The 16,817-nt window shown below is 52.0% G+C and carries 10 protein-coding genes; 4 read left to right on the top strand and 6 right to left on the bottom strand.

The features are described 5' to 3' along the window. Positions 1-37 precede the first annotated feature (37 nt). The 4 genes from ACO0LL_RS07575 (at position 38) to ACO0LL_RS07560 (ending at position 5,950) form a co-directional block, all read left to right on the top strand. Entirely contained in the window at positions 38-1,723 is a 1,686-nt protein-coding gene (locus tag ACO0LL_RS07575) for an SgrR family transcriptional regulator (RefSeq protein ID WP_422950274.1), read from the top strand. A gap of 175 nt (positions 1,724-1,898) precedes the next feature. Continuing rightward, on the top strand, positions 1,899-3,293 hold the full coding sequence (locus tag ACO0LL_RS07570) for an MATE family efflux transporter (protein WP_422950273.1): 1,395 nt from the start codon (positions 1,899-1,901) through the stop codon (positions 3,291-3,293). Positions 3,294-3,491: 198 nt separating this feature from the next. Beyond that, on the top strand, positions 3,492-4,583 hold the full coding sequence (ychF, locus tag ACO0LL_RS07565; protein WP_422950272.1) for a redox-regulated ATPase YchF: 1,092 nt from the start codon (positions 3,492-3,494) through the stop codon (positions 4,581-4,583). A 182-nt stretch (positions 4,584-4,765) separates the two neighbouring features. Then, entirely contained in the window at positions 4,766-5,950 is a 1,185-nt protein-coding gene (locus tag ACO0LL_RS07560) for a GGDEF domain-containing protein (protein ID WP_422950271.1), read from the top strand. Between the two features lie 108 nt (positions 5,951-6,058). On the opposite strand, the gene ACO0LL_RS07555 is transcribed toward ACO0LL_RS07560, so the two are convergent. The 6 genes from ACO0LL_RS07555 to ACO0LL_RS07530 form a co-directional block, all read right to left on the bottom strand. Beyond that, the gene (locus ACO0LL_RS07555) at positions 6,059-8,602 is read right to left on the bottom strand and encodes a TonB-dependent receptor (RefSeq protein ID WP_422950270.1); all 2,544 of its coding nucleotides are present in this window, start codon (positions 8,600-8,602) and stop codon (positions 6,059-6,061) included. 142 nt (positions 8,603-8,744) lie between these two features. Further along, positions 8,745-10,127 carry an enolase C-terminal domain-like protein gene (locus ACO0LL_RS07550; protein ID WP_422950269.1) on the bottom strand — a complete coding sequence of 461 codons (1,383 nt, stop codon included), beginning with the start codon at positions 10,125-10,127 and terminating at the stop codon, positions 8,745-8,747. 412 nt (positions 10,128-10,539) lie between these two features. Continuing rightward, positions 10,540-11,652, bottom strand: coding sequence for a LacI family DNA-binding transcriptional regulator (locus tag ACO0LL_RS07545; protein WP_422950268.1), 1,113 nt, complete (start codon positions 11,650-11,652; stop codon positions 10,540-10,542). Between the two features lie 79 nt (positions 11,653-11,731). Continuing rightward, positions 11,732-13,990 (bottom strand): beta-glucosidase BglX, encoded by a 2,259-nt coding sequence (gene bglX, locus ACO0LL_RS07540; RefSeq protein ID WP_422950267.1) that lies wholly within the window; start codon positions 13,988-13,990, stop codon positions 11,732-11,734. A 3-nt stretch (positions 13,991-13,993) separates the two neighbouring features. Continuing rightward, positions 13,994-15,886, bottom strand: a complete 1,893-nt coding sequence (locus ACO0LL_RS07535; RefSeq protein WP_422950266.1) for a glycoside hydrolase family 2 protein — start codon at positions 15,884-15,886, stop codon at positions 13,994-13,996. A gap of 292 nt (positions 15,887-16,178) precedes the next feature. Beyond that, positions 16,179-16,817 carry a cysteine hydrolase family protein gene (locus ACO0LL_RS07530; protein WP_422950265.1) on the bottom strand — a complete coding sequence of 213 codons (639 nt, stop codon included), beginning with the start codon at positions 16,815-16,817 and terminating at the stop codon, positions 16,179-16,181.

Below are 16,817 nucleotides of genomic sequence, written 5' to 3'. Positions count from 1 at the left end.
CCTTTTATGAGCCTGGCGAAGGCTTACACTATCTGGCATGAAACTGCTCGATCAATACCGCAAACTGCATGCCTTTTTGCAGCATCATGAACAACAACCCGGCCTGCCAGCGTTGGCACTGGCGATGCATTGCAGCGAGCGCAATATGCGTAACCTGTTGGCGAAAATGCAGCAGCGCGGCTGGCTGGATTGGCAGGCGGGACGCGGGCGCGGCAATCATTCACAGCTTGAACTTTTGCAAACCCCGGATAACCTGGCGCTTGATCATCTGTCGCAGTATCTGGCCCGCGGCGATCTGGAACAGGCTTTTGCCAGCCTTGACGACAGCCAGCGCCAGCAACTGGCAACGCGCCTGCCTGATTATCTGGGCATGCCTGACAGTGCCTGCCGCAGCTTGCGCATGCCCTTGTTCCGCACGGTAGAAAGCCTGGATCCTTTAAAAGTCTATGGCCGTCTGGAAGCACATCTGGTGCGGCAGATTTTTTCGCGCCTGACGACTTTTGACCATGAGCAAAATGCTTTGCGGCCGGACATCGCCCATCATTGGGAAAGCGAAAAGAATGGCAGCATCTGGCATTTCTGGCTGCGGCCAGGATTGAGTTTTCATGATGGCGCTGAACTAAGCACAGAAGATGTCAAGGCCAGCTTCTTGCGCCTGCGTGATGAGTCAGCGATTTATCAGCGGCTGTACCGCCATCTGCAATATGTAGAGACTGGCCCCAGCCAGCGCGTGAGTTTTTATCTCGAACATCCTGACCAGTTGTGGCCAAATTGCCTGGCCACGGCCAACTCTTCCATCGTGCCGCGCCAGCGTGCACCTGACTTTGCGCGCTTCCCGGTTGGCAGTGGTGCGTTTCGCGTGATACGCAACAATACCTATCAGCTAACCTTGCAGGCTTTCAAGGATTATTACCGTGAACGCCCTTTGCTTGATGAAATAGATTTGTGGATGTTGCCACCGCCATCCGGCCCATCGGGATTTGATTTGCAGTTTGGTTATGCAAACCAGGATTGTTCAAAAAAACAAACCATCGCCGGGGCAGAATCCGGTTGTACTTACATCATCTGTAATTCTTCGCGCAGCTTTTTTAAAACTGCCGAACAAAGGCTGGCACTGGCAGACTGGCTAGCACCAGAAACCCTGTTTGATCCAGAAGAACGTAGCAGGAAACCGGCCTCAGGCCTACTGGCAATCTGGAAGCACCGTGTCGCCAAAAAAACGAAATGCTGCAATTTCAAGATCGGTTGCAAACTGCGCATGGTCAGTGGCCAGACGCCTGAAATGCTGAGTCTGGCGCAAGCGGTAAAGCAAAGGCTGGAAGCAGGTGGTATGACCGTCAACTGGACCAGCCTGCCCTATGACCAACTGCTGGCACGTGAATGGATGAAAGATGCTGACCTCGTCGTCACCCGCGAAGTCATGCATGATGACCAGGATTTTGGTTGTTATGAATGGTTTGTTGCCGACAGCGTATTCCGCCGCTGGATGCATGCCAGTGCGCTGAAACCGCTGGATGCAGACTTGATGAAAATCAAGGAACTGGCAGACAGCAAACGCCGCATGCTGGCTTATGCACGCATAGGGAGACGACTCGTCAAAGAAGGCTGGATGATCCCCATTTCGCATGAAAACCAGCAAGTCAGTATCGCCCCGCATGTGGCGGGCGTGAGGATGACGCCGTTTGGTTTTGTGTCCTTCAATGAACTGTGGTTGCGGCGCTAAGAGGGCTAAGCAATCTAAGCTGGCTTTGAGAGTGTCTGTAGTGCCGGTAATGACTGTCGTGCCCATCGTACCCATCGTACCCATCGTGCATATAGTGCATATGAAAATCCGGCCATAGCGGGGTAATTGCTTTCTACGGTAAGATGCTGATCCAGCTACCCTTTGTTTGTACAGCATGAAAACCCGCATCCGCACTGAAGCCGCCGCCCTCTGGGCCATTGCCTGGCCTGTCCTGATAGGACAATTGGCCACCGTAGGTATGAGTGTGGCCGACGTCGCCATGACCGGCCACCTGAGTGCGAACGACCTGGCTGCAGTGTCACTGGGCGCGAATGTCTGGGTGATTATTCTGGTCAGCGTGATGGGCATCATGATGGCGGTGAACACCGTGATTGCCCATGAGGTCGGCGCAGAAAACCATGAGCGTGTGCCGCACATGGTGCGCCAGGCTTTGTGGCTGGGCCTGGGTGTAGGACTGGTTGGCTGTGTACTGCTGAATGTCGCCACGCTGGTGTTCAATTACCTGCAACTGGACCCGTCCATCAATGCCAAGGCTTCAGAGTTTGTCCATGTCATCAGCCTGGGCATGCCCGCTTTTGCGATGTACCGCGCCCTGTATGGATACACCACCAGCCTGAACCAGACCAAGCCAGTCATGGTGATTGCGCTCGGTGGTCTGGCTTTTAATATCATCATCAACTGGCTGTTTATTTACGGCCATCTGGGTTTCCCCAAGCTGGGTTCTACCGGCTGTGCCATGGCTACCGGCATGGGCCTGTGGCTGATGCTGGGTGCGATGATATTCTGGATGCGCCGTGCCGAAGCTTATAAAGAGACTTTTCCCTTCAGCCATTATGAAGGCCCTAACTGGACAGAAATACGCTCTACCCTGCGCCTGGGCCTGCCTATAGGTGTTACCTATTTTGCTGAAGTGTCGGCCTTTGGCGCTGTCGGTTTGCTGATTGCCCGCTTTGGCGTGGTGCCGGTATCAGCCAACCAGATCGCCCTGAATTTTTCATCACTGGTGTTCATGGTGCCATTAAGCCTGGGCATTGCCCTGACTACGCGGGTCGGGCAAACCCTGGGTGAAGGCGACCCGGAACGGGCACGCTTTATCTCCTGGACTGGCTATGCGCTATCGACCAGCTTTGCCGTCATTTCGGCATTGGGCATCATGATCTTCCGCGACCTGGTGGCGGCAGCCTATACCTCCGATCCGGCGGTGCAGGCCATGGCATCCGAGTTGCTGTTGTATGCAGCGATCTTCCAGTTGTCTGATGCTGCACAAGTCACGGCATCCTGCGCCATACGCGGCTACAAGGTCACGCGCACACCGATGCTGATACACCTGATGGCATTCTATGGCTTTGCCCTGCCCATAGGTTGCGTGCTGGGGCTGGCACCGGCCTGGCTGCCATGGCATCCAGAAGAACCGATGGCAGCACGCGGTTTCTGGATAGGCCTGGTACTCGGCCTGACTATTGCCGGTATCATGCTGACAGGCTTGCTGCATAAACTCAGTGAACGCAGGATACGGCAGGCAGCTGCCTTGCCTGGCGCTGTTGCCTGACATCAGTTTTTTTTGAAAAAATTATAAAATTCATAAAAACGAAGCTCAAGCTATCAATTTGACTACTTAAGACCTGCTATTTACCAGATAACTGCTGTATTTATCAGCAAGATTTTTGGCAATTCAGGCCGGAAACGGTCTGAAGGGCAGGCTTTCCGGTAAAATAGTGGGTTAATCAAATCCAACTGGCAAAACATCATGAGTCTCAAATGCGGCATCGTCGGCCTGCCTAACGTCGGCAAATCCACTCTGTTCAATGCGCTGACCAAAGCAGGCATACCGGCAGAAAATTATCCTTTCTGCACTATCGAGCCTAACGTCGGCGTGGTTGAGGTGCCTGATCCGCGTCTGAAACAACTGGCTGACATCGTCAAGCCTGAACGCATTCAGAACGCCATCGTTGAATTTGTTGATATCGCCGGCCTGGTTGCCGGTGCCTCCAAAGGTGAAGGTCTGGGCAACCAGTTCCTCGCCCACATCCGCGAAACTGACGCCATCGTCAACGTCGTGCGCTGTTTTGAAGATGACAATGTGATCCACGTGGCAGGCAAAGTCAGCCCGCTCGACGATATCGAGGTTATCCAGACTGAACTGGCACTGGCCGACATGGGCACGGTAGAAAAAGCCATACACCGCGAAAACAAGAAAGCCCGTTCTGGCGATAAAGATGCGTTGAAACTGGTCACTGTGCTGGAACGCATCATGCCCGCCCTGAACGATGCCAAGCCTGTGCGCGCCCTGGGCCTTGATGCAGAAGAAATGCTGCTGATCAAACCACTGTGCCTGATCACGGCCAAGCCAGCGATGTATGTTGCCAACGTCTCTGACAGCGGCTTCACTAACAACCCATTGCTGGACCAGTTGACTGCCTACGCAAATTCACAAAATGCCCCTATCGTGGCCATTTGCGCTTCCATAGAATCTGAAATCGCTGATCTGGACGACGCTGACAAAACCGAATTCCTGGCCGACATGGGCATGGAAGAACCAGGCCTCGACCGCCTGATACGCGCCGGTTTCAAATTGCTGGGCCTGCAAACCTACTTCACTGCAGGCGTCAAGGAAGTACGCGCCTGGACCATCCACGTAGGTGACACTGCACCACAAGCAGCCGGCGTGATCCACACCGACTTCGAACGCGGCTTCATCCGCGCCCAGACGATTGCATTTGATGATTACATCAACTTCAAGGGTGAATCCGGCGCCAAGGAAGCAGGCAAGATGCGCGCCGAGGGCAAGGAATATGTGGTCAAGGATGGCGATGTGTTGAATTTCTTGTTTAACGTCTGATCAGGACTTAACAAGGCCACAAAACCCAACAAAAGCCGCGACATTCGCGGCTTTTTTGTTTCCTTTATCGCCCTTGTGTTTCAGATACAATATTTTAGTTGCATCATTATTTAACCTAGTTCACTTCGCGGAGTCAATTTGCCTGACAAGAGCCCCAGCCACACCACCGGTGCGAGAGCCTCATGAAACTTGATGTGCGCACTATCATGTTGATGTTGAGTGGGATTAATCTGCTGGGCGCGGGCATGATGGCGCTGATCAGTTTTCATGCGGACAATATCAAGGGGGCGCGGCAGTGGGCGGCGGGGCATTGCTGTATGTGCATAGGTATTTTCACCAGCACGCAGATGTCTCCTGAATGGCCTTTGTGGATTATTGGCAGTGTACCTCTGGTTACCGGTTGTGGTTTTGGCCTGATCTACAATGGCATTGAAGCCTTCAATGGCAAACGCTGCCATTACTGGTTCACGGCGTGGGTAGGTGGACAGATGATGGCGCAGAGCCTGTGGCTGGGTGTGTGGCTTGATGACATCCGCATGCTGGTGATTGCCAACTCTATCTTGTTCAGTTGCGTTTTTGGTGCCTGCGCGCTTAACCTGATGGTCAAGGCTGCACAGCCACTGAAAACTGCTTACAGGCTGGCCACTGTTTCTTTTGCCTTCATTGCCCTGATGAGTCTGCTCAGGGCATTGAATATGATGAGCAAGCCTGCACAAGAGATTTCGCTCTTTGCACAGGGCGATGTCAATCCGGTATTTCTGGTGCTTGGTGGCCTCTCGCAACTTTCCATCTCACTGTCGCTGGTCATGTTGATCACCTTCCGTCTCGTCAGTGAATTGCGCGAAAAGGCTTCGCACGACAGCCTTACAGGCTTGCTGAACCGCCGCAGTTTTGAAGATGAATCAAGACGCCTGCTGGCGCGGGCTATCCGGACTGGCGAGCCCTTGTCTGTCATCATGATCGATGTGGATTTTTTCAAGCGCGTTAATGATGTTCATGGACACCAGGCAGGCGACGAAGTGCTGCGCCGCCTGGCGGCGCTGTTGCAGACCATTGTCCGTAGTGAAGATTGCCTGGCACGCTATGGCGGCGAAGAGTTTTGTATTTTGTTGACTGGCACTGGCGAGCAAGGCGCGGCGCAATTGGCTGAACGCGCGCGCCTGCTGTATTCTGAATTACAGATCAACTGGAAAAACGAAGTCCTGCACAGCACCCTGAGCGCCGGTATCGCAGATTCCTTCAACAATGGCATGAATCTGACTGCTTTGGTCGATGCCGCAGACCAGGCCTTGTACCGTGCGAAAAAAACAGGACGTAACTGCATAGCCTTGCATACTGCAGTTAGTCCTCCAGCAAAATACGCCTGATTTTTGCTGTTTCATATCCGCCCTTCACTCGCTATCATTCTGCATTAGTGTCCTGCCCGCGTTTCGCAAGCAGGACACTGTCTGTTGCTTATTTCCATCCAGAACTGATTAAAATTTCACATCCAGACGCACAGAAACATAACGGAACGCGTTACGTGTCGGTGTCCAGGTCGTGCTGTTGACAGTAGCTAACGGATTAGGCGCTGTCGCATTGAAGCTCGCCAATGGGAAAGAACGGTTGGCACGGTATTGGCGGTCAAACAGATTATTGACCCGGAAGCTCAAGCTAGCGCGGCCAGATTTTTCACGGAAGCCAAAACCGCCATGGACATAAGTAGTGGCTGGTACAAAGTTAAGCGGGTTTTGATCAAGACTGGAGATCATGTCGCTCGCATACACCACATTACCTGTGACATAAGCATCAAAACTCATCTCAGGCAATTTCACGTCATATTTGAAACCGACGCTGGCTTTGCGCTTGGGTGAAAACGGCATGCGCCCGCCTGATACGTCAGTGGTATTCTGATCGCCATATAAAGGATTCTTCAAGATACAGGTATCGTTGAAACCGCCATTCGGGCTACCAGTCACTTGATAGCAGGTAGAGTTCTTGAATGAAGTGATGGTCGCATCGGTGTAGGCGAAATTGGCGTTGATCAGCAAATCCCTGCTTGCCAAGGCATTGATGTCGAGTTCTGCGCCCTTGGTCTGCACGCCTTCCAGGCTATTCAGGCGGGTCTGGTAAATCAAGGTATCGGGAATATAGCTGCCAGAGTTCTGTTGATAGTCTTTGAATTTGCTATTGAACAGCGTTGCTGCAACGGTCAGGCGGTTATCGAGGAAATTGCCCTTCATGCCGATTTCAAAGCTTTTTGCGGTTTCTGATTTGACAGGTTGCTGTGATGCGGTCAAAGCAGACAGGCTGCTGGTGATATCGTAAGCCTGGCCTTTATAACCGGTGGACGCAGAGACATAGCCCATCAATGTAGGCGTGAATTGCTTTTGCAAACTGAGCTTGCCGGTGGTGGCATTTTCTACATTGCCTACGCTGGAAAAATTATTGACGGCGACATAAGGGCTGCCGAAAACTAATTTGGAAGGGTTTCCAGTTCCGGAAAAATGATAACCGGATTCTTGCCTGTTAAAACGTATCCCGGTAGTCAGGGTATAAGTAGGAATAAATTCCCAGCTTGCCTGGCCAAATACGGCCTTGTTGATATTGTAGGTGTCGCCATAGAACTCAGTAGGGCTGGTGGCGACCAGGCCGTTTTCACCACGTTTGAAATAGCGTGAAAGTTCATTCTTGCCATACCAGAGACCAGCGACATAACGGAAGTTGCCAGTGTCTGCCGACACCAGACGTATCTCTTGCGTACGTGAGATGACATCAAAGCGACCGTGCTGCTCTGCTCCCTGGCTCAAACCTGATGATTTGGTCGAACCTGTGACCGGGTAGTACAGCATCACAGGTGCATCGGTAAAGTCCTGGTCACGTGAATCATAGGCATGATAACGGTCGCCGGATGTGATCGACGTCAGGGTCCCACCATTTGGCAACTGGTAATTCACTCTGAGGCCAAAACCACGCGTAGTTGATTCCTGCCCTGTGAAGGTGTCATTACGGATGGTACGGTTATCCGGCCCGGGTGTAATGCCTGCCAGCACTTGCGAGATGGGCATAGCCGCAGAATTGTTCAGCAGGCCGTTTTGTAGATTAGTGCCCGTCAGGCTGGTGATGACCAGTGCGCAGCAATCAGTCTTTGTGTAGTTATAGCGCGGTGAAAAATCGATATCTAGATCGTCTGTCAAACGCCAGTTCAATTTAGCCAGAAAAGTTTTACCGGCAGAGCCATTGGTCATTTTACCAGTGGTCAGATTATTCACGTTACCAGGAAAATCATTATTGCTGGCGGCAATGCGAAAACCGAATTTTTCAGATAATTCACCGCCTATGGATGCACCGAGACGCCATTCCCTGTCGCTGGACAGCAAGATACTGGCACGCGAAACGATGGGGCCGGAAATAGGTTTGGTAACAATATTGATGGCACCGGCAATCGCCGATTTGCCGAACAAGGTACTCTGCGGACCTTTGAGGATTTCGACACGGGAAACATCTGCCAGGTCACGGAAAGCCTGCACCTGCATGCCTATGGGGATATCATCAACGATCACGGCAACATCGGACTCCACCCCTATGCCTATCGATTGCGTGCCTATGCCGCGCATGTTCAAACCGGTGTTTGCCGGATTGTCACTCTGGGTCTTGGTCAGTGCCGGCGAAAGGTCGATGACGTCATCGAGATCACGCACATTATTGCGTTGTAATTGTTCTTCACCAATGACCGAGATCGACATAGGTACATTCTCGAGTTTCTCCACACGCTTGTTGGCGGAGATGACGACTTTGGCCAGGCCTTTTTCATCCGCCTCGGCAGTTGCCGTTGCCGTTGCCGCTGTCGCTTTATTTGCCGTTGATGCTGTCGGCGTTGCTGTGGCGGCTTGTTGCGCCTGAGCGGTGTTCATGAAACTCAGGATAGCCACTGCGACGGCGGCAGTGACAGGGGCTAACTGATATTGCTGCCTGCTGTTATTACGACCAGAATTTTGGTGTTTGCCTGCATGCTTATTTTTTGTAGTACTGCGGAACATTTTTTGTCTCCTTGCTGTTTATTTTATAACTGCGAGTTTTATCACTGCTAGTTTTTTTTACTGCCAGTTCTGTTGCTATGTTGTTGCCCGTCCTTATGAAGCTGATTATGTCGATGGCTTTGCTGTTATTACTCTGCTTTATCTAACGCACCAGACATGGTTTCTTATTGTCAAATGTCCATCCCGGGATCAGGAATTGCATGGCTATAGCATCATTGCGCGCGCCCAGCCCCATGTTCAGATACAGCTGGTGTGCGGCTTCTATTGCAGCCATATCAAGCTCTACCCCCAGGCCAGGTTTGTCTGGCACATCTATCACGCCATTGCTGATACACAGTGGCGCTTTAGTCAGGCGCTGGCCGTCCTGCCAGATCCAGTGGGTATCAATCGCGGTAACTTTTCCAGGAGCGGCCGCAGCCACATGGGTGAACATCGCCAGCGAGATATCGAAATGATTGTTGGAATGCGAGCCCCAGGTCAGGCCCCATTCCTTGCACATCTGTGCCACGCGGACCGAACCCTGCATGGTCCAGAAATGCGGGTCTGCCAAGGGGATATCAACAGCCTGTAATTGCACCGCATGGCCGAGCTCGCGCCAGTCGGTGGCGACCATATTGGTGGCCGTTGGCAAGCCGGTTTCGCGACGAAATTCTGCCATCACTTCACGGCCAGAAAAGCCATCTTCTGCACCGCATGGGTCTTCTGCATAGGCCAATACATCGGCACGGTCACGGCACAGGCGTATGGCGTCTTTCAATGACCATGCGCCATTTGGATCCAGGGTGATACGCGCATCAGGAAAGGCTTCAGCGAGGGCGGTGACGGTTTCAATTTCATCTTCGCCACGCAGCACACCACCCTTGAGTTTGAAGTCGCGAAAGCCATAACGCTGATGGGCTGCCTTGGCCAAAGCAAGAACGGATTTGGTATCAAGCGCAGGCTGGCAACGCAACATCGCCCAGTCATCATCCGGCCCGGCAACTGTGCCGGGATCAGGATAAGGCAAGCTGGTGTCATGGCGGTTGCCGATGTAGAACAAATATCCGAGTACATCGACCTGGGTGCGCTGCTGGCCTTCACCCAGCAAGGCTGCAACTGACACACCCAGAAATTTGCCGAGCAAATCCAGCAAGGCAGATTCAAGTGCGGTCACCGCATGTACGGTGATGCGCAAATCAAAAGTCTGGTGCCCACGTCCTTTTGCATCACGCTGCGCAAAGGCAGTGCGGACTTGATTGAGCACGCTGTTAAAGGCGCCTACGGGCTGACCAATGATGAGGGGCCGTGCGTCATTCAGGGTTTTTTCTATCTCTGCACCCCCTGGTACTTCACCGACGCCTTGGTTGCCTGCACTATCGGTCAGGATCACGATATTGCGGGTGAAGTAAGGGCCGTGCGCCCCACTGAGATTGAGCAGCATGCTGTCGTAACCAGCTACAGGTATCACTTGCAGCCTGGTCACAAAGGGAGTGGACTGCACTTGAAAACGAGGATTGCTGACATTGGAAAAAACAGGTGTTTGCATAAATGATTGGGGTTAATTAATACCGCTATTGGTCTGGATTATTCTTTTACTGGCCTTGCTCATGAAGCCTGCCCATTTCACCTGTGGGCTGAATTGATGAAGTTGCTATTGCAGGCTGACAAAGCTCGCTACTGCCATTTTCTTTTTTTGTTTATCGCCTTTATGGTACCGCTACCAAATATGAATTAATGGTAGCGGTACCTATTTTGAAAGTCAATCACTTTCTTGAGCGAATTGTGGGCGTTTGAATATTCCTGCCATTGCAAATGTGATTTACAACAGGAATTGAATCAGGACTAATACCGCAACTGAAGGCAGCATACCCTTGGCGCAAAATAATGCGCCGGACAAAATGATGAGCGAATCCCTTGTCCTTCCTGAGGATGGGACTTAGGCACCAGCTTAAAAAAAATTATGCGCTGCCACGTTCGACAATGGAAAAACCTATGTCTTTAACCTTGTCTGTCACAGGCTTGCCATCGACACGCTCAATAATGAAACGTGCTGCCTGGGTGCCTATGGCGGTGCCATCTATGCGTACACTGGTCAATGGTGGATTGAGGTCTTTTGAAAACTCCTGGTCACCCAGACCTACTACAGCCAGTTGTGCAGGTATGGCAATACCCATGGCATGCGCCTCGGTGATGACGCCCAGGGCCATCATGTCTGAGCTACAAAAGATCGCATCAATGGCAGGATCATTTTCCAGCAAGCTACGCAGGCCACTACGGCCACTACCCAGAGTGGTAGGTGCCTTGACTATGCAGGTAGCGACTTCTTTCGCACCTGCCTGCCCCATGCCCAGAGCCAGTGCGGCATCAGAAAATGCCTTGTTGCGACGTACTGCACGCTCATCATTGGCGCTGATGGTCGCCACGCGCTTGCGCCCACGGCCATGCAGATATTTGGCCACGGCCTCGCCAATTTTTTCATGCGAAAAACCGACCAGCATATCGATAGGCGTAGGCGTCAGGTCCCAGGTTTCCACTACCGGAATACCACTGGCAAGCAGGCGCTTGCGACCGAGTTCTGAACGCATGATACCGGTCAGCACGACACCGTCTGGACGGCGCCCTATGATGGCTTCCAGCAAGGCATCTTCGCGTGAATTTTCATAACCAGCCTGGCCCAGCATCAATTGATAACCTTCATCTGCCAAAGACTTGGTCAGGGATTGCACCATCTCCAAAAACACCGAACCAGTAATGGTAGGCACGACAGCAGCCACCAGACGGCTTTTTTTGGACGCCAGGCCACCGGCCAGCAAATTGGGCACATAGCCAGTACGCTCTACCGCTTCCCTTACCCGCGCCAGGATGGCTGGCGACACTGCGTCGGGGGTATTCAACGCCCGCGAAGCCGTAATCGGTGCGACATTGGCCAGTTTTGCCACGTCACGCAAGGTAAAGCCGCCACTGGAGCGACGGCTGCGGCGCACAGGATCAGCCGCAGACACCTCAGCAACAGGCGTTTCAGTTGCAATATCAGCTTTGGCTGCCGCTATGGAGGATGACTTGTTTTTCATCCATAAATTATAGCATTGCAAATTCGCCCATAGCCATTTGCCAACAGCCTGGCCACTGCTGACAATCCTGTTGCCAGCCTTACCTGGCTTTATCCAAAAGCTGGAGCTCGCCACTGAGGCGGATATCGTCCGATGCGCTGCCCAGCATGATGATGAATTTGCCCGGCTCCGCGACCCATTTCAATTTGCTGTCATAAAACGACAGCATGGCCTGGTCTATCGTGAACGTCACCCGCTTTTGTTCACCCGCTGCCAGTTTGATTTTCTGGAAGCCTTTGAGTTGCTTGACAGGGCGCACTACTGAGGCGACAGGGTCACGCAAATACAATTGCACCACTTCTTCACCGTCACGCTTGCCAGTATTGCGCAAATCAAACGAGACAGTCGCAGTAGCGCCGGGCTGCAGGTTTTTATTACTGAAGCTCAGATTGCTATAGCTAAAATCGGTGTAACTCAAGCCATGCCCGAAGGCGTAACGCGGGGTATTTGGAGAATCAATATAGGCCGATTTATAGACAACATTTTTGACATCCTGCACAGGCCTGCCGGTTTCATAAGTATCGTATGAAATGGGTATCTGGCCCACACTGCGCGGGAAAGTCATGGGCAGCTTGCCCGAAGGGTTGTAATCTCCAAACAAGACATCGGCAATGGCATTGCCACCTTCACTGCCAGCAAACCATGTATATAAAACCGCAGTAGCCTGATCAGCTACGGTATTAAACACCAGCGGCCTGCCCGCCATGATCACGACTGTGACTGGTTTACCCTTCGCTTTCAGCATCTCAAATAATTGTGTCTGCAGACCCGGCAAGCCCAGGTCCGTGCGTGATTTCGCTTCGCCACTCATATCCCAGCTTTCACCGAGTACCAGCAAGACAGTATCGGCCTTGTCTGCCGCTGCCAGTGCTGCTGCAAAACCATCGGTCGTGGTGCAGGCAACATCACAACCCCGCGCGAAAATCACTTCAGTGTCTTTCACCACATGGTTGCGTATGCCATCCAGCAAGCTCACCACCTGCCCCGCATCTGATTTGACAATCCAGCCGCCTTCAAGGTCACGGCATGCATCTGCCAATGGGCCTATCACGGCGATGGACTTTCCAGCTTTATTCAACGGCAAGGCTTGCTTGTCGTTCTTCAGCAGCACCAGGGATTTGCGCGCGATATCGCGCGCAATAAATCTATGACTGGGATCATTCAATACTTCCTGTTCACGCTTTGCATCAGAAAAGCGATAAGGGTCATCAAACAAGCCCAGTTCAAATTTCTTGTACAGAATGCGCTTTACCGCATCATCGAGCAAAGCTGCTTTTACTTTGCCGCTTTTGACCAGTTGCACCAGCGAGCTGGAATAGGAAAAGCCTTCCATGTCCATATCGCTGCCTGCATTGATGGCTTTTTGCGCCGCGTCCGGGATATCTGAGGCATAGCCATGCTTGACCATTTCCGCAATCGATGCCCAGTCACTGACGACGAAACCCTGGTACTTCCATGCTCCCTTGAGTATGTCGCGCTGCAGATACTTACTGCCGGTTGCCGGGATGCCATTCAGGGTATTGAAGGAATTCATGAAGGTGGCAACACCTGCATCTACCGCTGCCTTGAATGGTGGCAGATAGGTTTCCCACAATTGGTGCTCGCTCATATCCACGGCATTGTAATCACGCCCTGCGATCGCTGCGCCATAGGCGGCAAAATGCTTGGCGGTGGCCATGACTGCATCCGTGCCACCGAGTTTTTTTCCTTGAAAGCCGAGCACCCTCGCTCTGGCTATCTGGCTGCCAAGGTAAGTATCTTCACCTGCACCTTCCATCACCCTGCCCCAGCGCGGGTCACGACTGATATCGACCATGGGTGCAAAGGTCCAGTGTATGCCGGACGCTGCCGCTTCTTTGGCGGCGATGTGGGCAGATTGCTCTATCGCCGCCAAATCCCAGGAGGCAGCTTCAGCCAGAGGAATGGGGAAGATGGTCTTGTAGCCATGTATCACATCGAGGCTGAACAGCAATGGTATCTTCAATCTTGATTGCAAGGCTGCCGCCTGCACCTCGCGGGTTTCTGCGACGCCTTTGACGTTCAGCATTGAGCCTATTTTCCCCTTGCGGATTTCTGCGAGGATATTGGTATTTCTATTATTCGCGGGGCCAGTCAGGTCACGTCCTGATAGCTGGTGTAGCTGGCCGACCTTTTCTTCCAGCGTCATCTGCTTTAGCAGCGCATCGACTTTTTGCTCTATCTGCCAGTCTTGTGCTGACGCATTTGCCGCCAGGGTCAGGACAGCAAACAATGCTGTCAGCACTGTGGATTTATTGCCATGCATATCGTGTTTTGCCATTTTTTATTGATACTTCTTTTGCACATCGTCATAGAAGTTTTTTAAGGTGAAAAATGCCTTCTTCTTTTTGCCGCTGTCAGAGATCAATCCCTTGCGGTTCCAGAAATCCTGAAAGTATGGGTGCTGGCGGCGTGGCGAGCGAAAATCGACCAGTATCCATGGCGTCATGCCGCGCAAGCCTGGCATGGCGGTCAGCATCTTGAACTGCTTTTGATAGAGCACATCCTGATACTCTTCACTCCAGCGGGTGTCACCATCGGCATGGTAACCAGCCAGAGCATCGGCACCAAATTCTGTAATGACTACCGGCTTGTTGTATTTGATTTTGAAACGGTAATCCAGCATCTCTTTGGTATTACTCCAATACCAACCTGCATATTCATTGAAACTGACGAGATCGAGTTTGTCTGCCAGCGGGTCTTCGACTATCACGTCATGGCCTTCGCGATGCACTTCCAGTGCTGCAGCGACCAGACGAGTGTCGTCGTTGTTGCGTGCAGTCGCCGCCAGTTTTCCCATGAAAACATTGCGCGCATCGCTGACCGGTGTTTCATTACCTATCGACCAGATGATCACGCTGGCGCGATTTTTATCTCTGAGCATCAGGTCTGTCAGTTGCTGGCTGGCGTTCTGGTAGGTGTCAGGGTTAGTCCAGGAGATAGTCCAATACACCGGCACTTCAGCCCAGACCAGCAAACCCATTTCATCTGCCAGACGCAGCATTTCTTCACTGTGCGGATAATGTGCGAGGCGCACGTAATTCGAATTCAATTCTTTGGCCCATTGCAGCATCATGCGCATATCTGCCTGACCGCGCAGGCGACCGACGATGAGAGGGTTTTCATCATGCAGGGAAATGCCGCGCAAGAATATGGATTTGCCATTCAGCAGTATGTCCTGGCCACGTGTTTCTATGGTGCGAAAACCGATACGGTCGCTGACGCTATCACCAGCAGCGGCAATATCCACTTTGTACAGCTTGGGATTTTCTGGCGACCAGTATGTCATTTTTTCTACCGGGATGCTGATGGCGGCACGGCCATTGGCGTCAGTCTTTACGGTAGTGCTGATGCCCGCTTCGGCAATATTGATCTTGATTTCTTCCGGCTTGCGCACGCCTGCCAATTGCACAAAACCTTCTATGCGCTTGAGGTTGCCTTTGGCAAGCTGGATTTTATAATCATTGATATAAGTGGCTGGCAGCTCTGCCAGCAAGACATCGCGGGTGATGCCACCGTAATTCCACCAATCGGTATTGACGGTAGGTATTTCATGCTGGTGTCTTGTGTTATCAGCCTTTACGATGACAAAATTCTTACCCTTGTTGAGCTTGCCTGTCACATCAAACTGGAATGGCGTGAAGCCGCCTTTATGGCTACCCAGTTTTTTGCCATTCAGATAGACATGCGCCTCGTAGTTGACCGCACCAAAGTAGAGGAAGTAATTCTTGCCCGCTTTGGGCTCGGCATCAAACACCTGGCGCAGCCAGATCGTACCTTCGTACAGTTGCAGTTTTTCTGCCTGCGAATTCCAGTCACCTGGTATTTTCATTGTTGGTGACAGGTCGAAATTGTATTCGACCCAGTCGTTTTTATCCTTGGGCGCGCGGTCATCATAAAAGCCGCCCTTGCCAGTTGCTGACTCATCAAACGGCATGCGGCGATAATCGTAATAGCCCATCTCATAGGGATCAATGATGTAATTCCAGCGGCCATTGAGGCTGGTATGAGAACGGCCATAGATGTTTTGTAGTAGCGCTGGCGCGACCGTTTGTGCCTCTGCTGTAGCGGTGGGCCTGGTTTGTGCAAATGCGATACCACTGGCTGCCATATGACTCAACACTGCAAATACGACGTAGCAGACGGCGCTGCCTAGCCATGTTCTTAAACCCTGCATCTCATGCCCCTTATTATTTTGCCTAGCCGCTGCTCTTGTGAGCACGCTTGAATATTGATGATGAATATGTGAATGACGAATGCTGCTTATTATGGTAGCGGTACCATTTTTGGAAGTCAATGCTTTTTTCAGAAACCAAATTCTGTAAGTCTAAGAAAAAATAAAAGCCCGGCTGCTTGCAAGCCGGGCTCTGTTCCAATAACACGAAGTTCTGGGCGGAAGTTCTAATCAAAAGTCCTGAACAGACGTCGTAAAAGAAGCTGCAAAAGAAATCGCAAAAGAAGTCGTGAACTTAAGCCGCCGCACGCTGGCGACCAGCCATATGCGAGCTATACACATTGGCCGGACTCAGCAACTCACCTGCCTTGACTGCCGCGACCCAGCTATCCGTACTGACTACGGCAGCAAAATTGGAATGGAAGACGACGCTGAAGGCACGGTGAATTTCTTCCGCAGTCGCATAACCAGCCGCATTTTCATAAGGCAATGAACCTGTTGCATCGTTCAGCATTTCAACCTGATAACCCAGGTGCGCCGCTTCAAGTATGCTGCTGGCGTTACAGTTGTGCGTCATGTAGCCAACTATGCTCAGGGTATTAATCTCATTCTTTTTGAGCCATGCTGCCACATCAGTGCCAGTAAATACACTGGCCATGTTTTTTTCTATGCGGTGATCAGCATGACGGCTGGCAACCACTTCATGCAACTCCCAAGTTTTGGAACCACGCGCAAAGATAGGTGAAGTTTCTGGCGCAGAGTGCTGCACCACCAGGACAGGAATACCCGCAGCCTTGGCCACATCCATTGCCCGGCCTATGTTTTGCAGGGATACTTGTGGATCAGGGTAGCTGATTTGCATATTGCCGGTGAAATATTCATTTTGTACATCAATAACGATCAGGGCGCGTTTTACAGGGTTGCTGGCAGTCAT

It is taken from the genome of Undibacterium sp. TC4M20W (assembly GCF_049340245.1).
Lineage (GTDB): Bacteria > Pseudomonadota > Gammaproteobacteria > Burkholderiales > Burkholderiaceae_D > Undibacterium.
Note: the sequence above shows the minus strand (reverse complement) of the source record. Positions and strands in the feature narration are given on the sequence as shown.

What these genes read in the sequence shown, in the direction of transcription:
- ACO0LL_RS07570 (WP_422950273.1), top strand. Translation starts at nt 1,899, where the DNA reads ATGAAAACCCGCATCCGCACTGAAGCCGCCGCCCTCTGGGCCATTGCC.
- ACO0LL_RS07550 (WP_422950269.1), bottom strand. Translation starts at nt 10,127, where the DNA reads ATGCAAACACCTGTTTTTTCCAATGTCAGCAATCCTCGTTTTCAAGTG.
- ACO0LL_RS07545 (WP_422950268.1), bottom strand. Translation starts at nt 11,652, where the DNA reads ATGAAAAACAAGTCATCCTCCATAGCGGCAGCCAAAGCTGATATTGCA.
- ACO0LL_RS07575 (WP_422950274.1), top strand. Translation starts at nt 38, where the DNA reads ATGAAACTGCTCGATCAATACCGCAAACTGCATGCCTTTTTGCAGCAT.
- ACO0LL_RS07555 (WP_422950270.1), bottom strand. Translation starts at nt 8,602, where the DNA reads ATGTTCCGCAGTACTACAAAAAATAAGCATGCAGGCAAACACCAAAAT.
- ACO0LL_RS07530 (WP_422950265.1), bottom strand. Translation starts at nt 16,817, where the DNA reads ATGACTGCCAGCAACCCTGTAAAACGCGCCCTGATCGTTATTGATGTA.
- ychF (WP_422950272.1), top strand. Translation starts at nt 3,492, where the DNA reads ATGAGTCTCAAATGCGGCATCGTCGGCCTGCCTAACGTCGGCAAATCC.
- ACO0LL_RS07535 (WP_422950266.1), bottom strand. Translation starts at nt 15,886, where the DNA reads ATGCAGGGTTTAAGAACATGGCTAGGCAGCGCCGTCTGCTACGTCGTA.
- ACO0LL_RS07560 (WP_422950271.1), top strand. Translation starts at nt 4,766, where the DNA reads ATGAAACTTGATGTGCGCACTATCATGTTGATGTTGAGTGGGATTAAT.
- bglX (WP_422950267.1), bottom strand. Translation starts at nt 13,990, where the DNA reads ATGGCAAAACACGATATGCATGGCAATAAATCCACAGTGCTGACAGCA.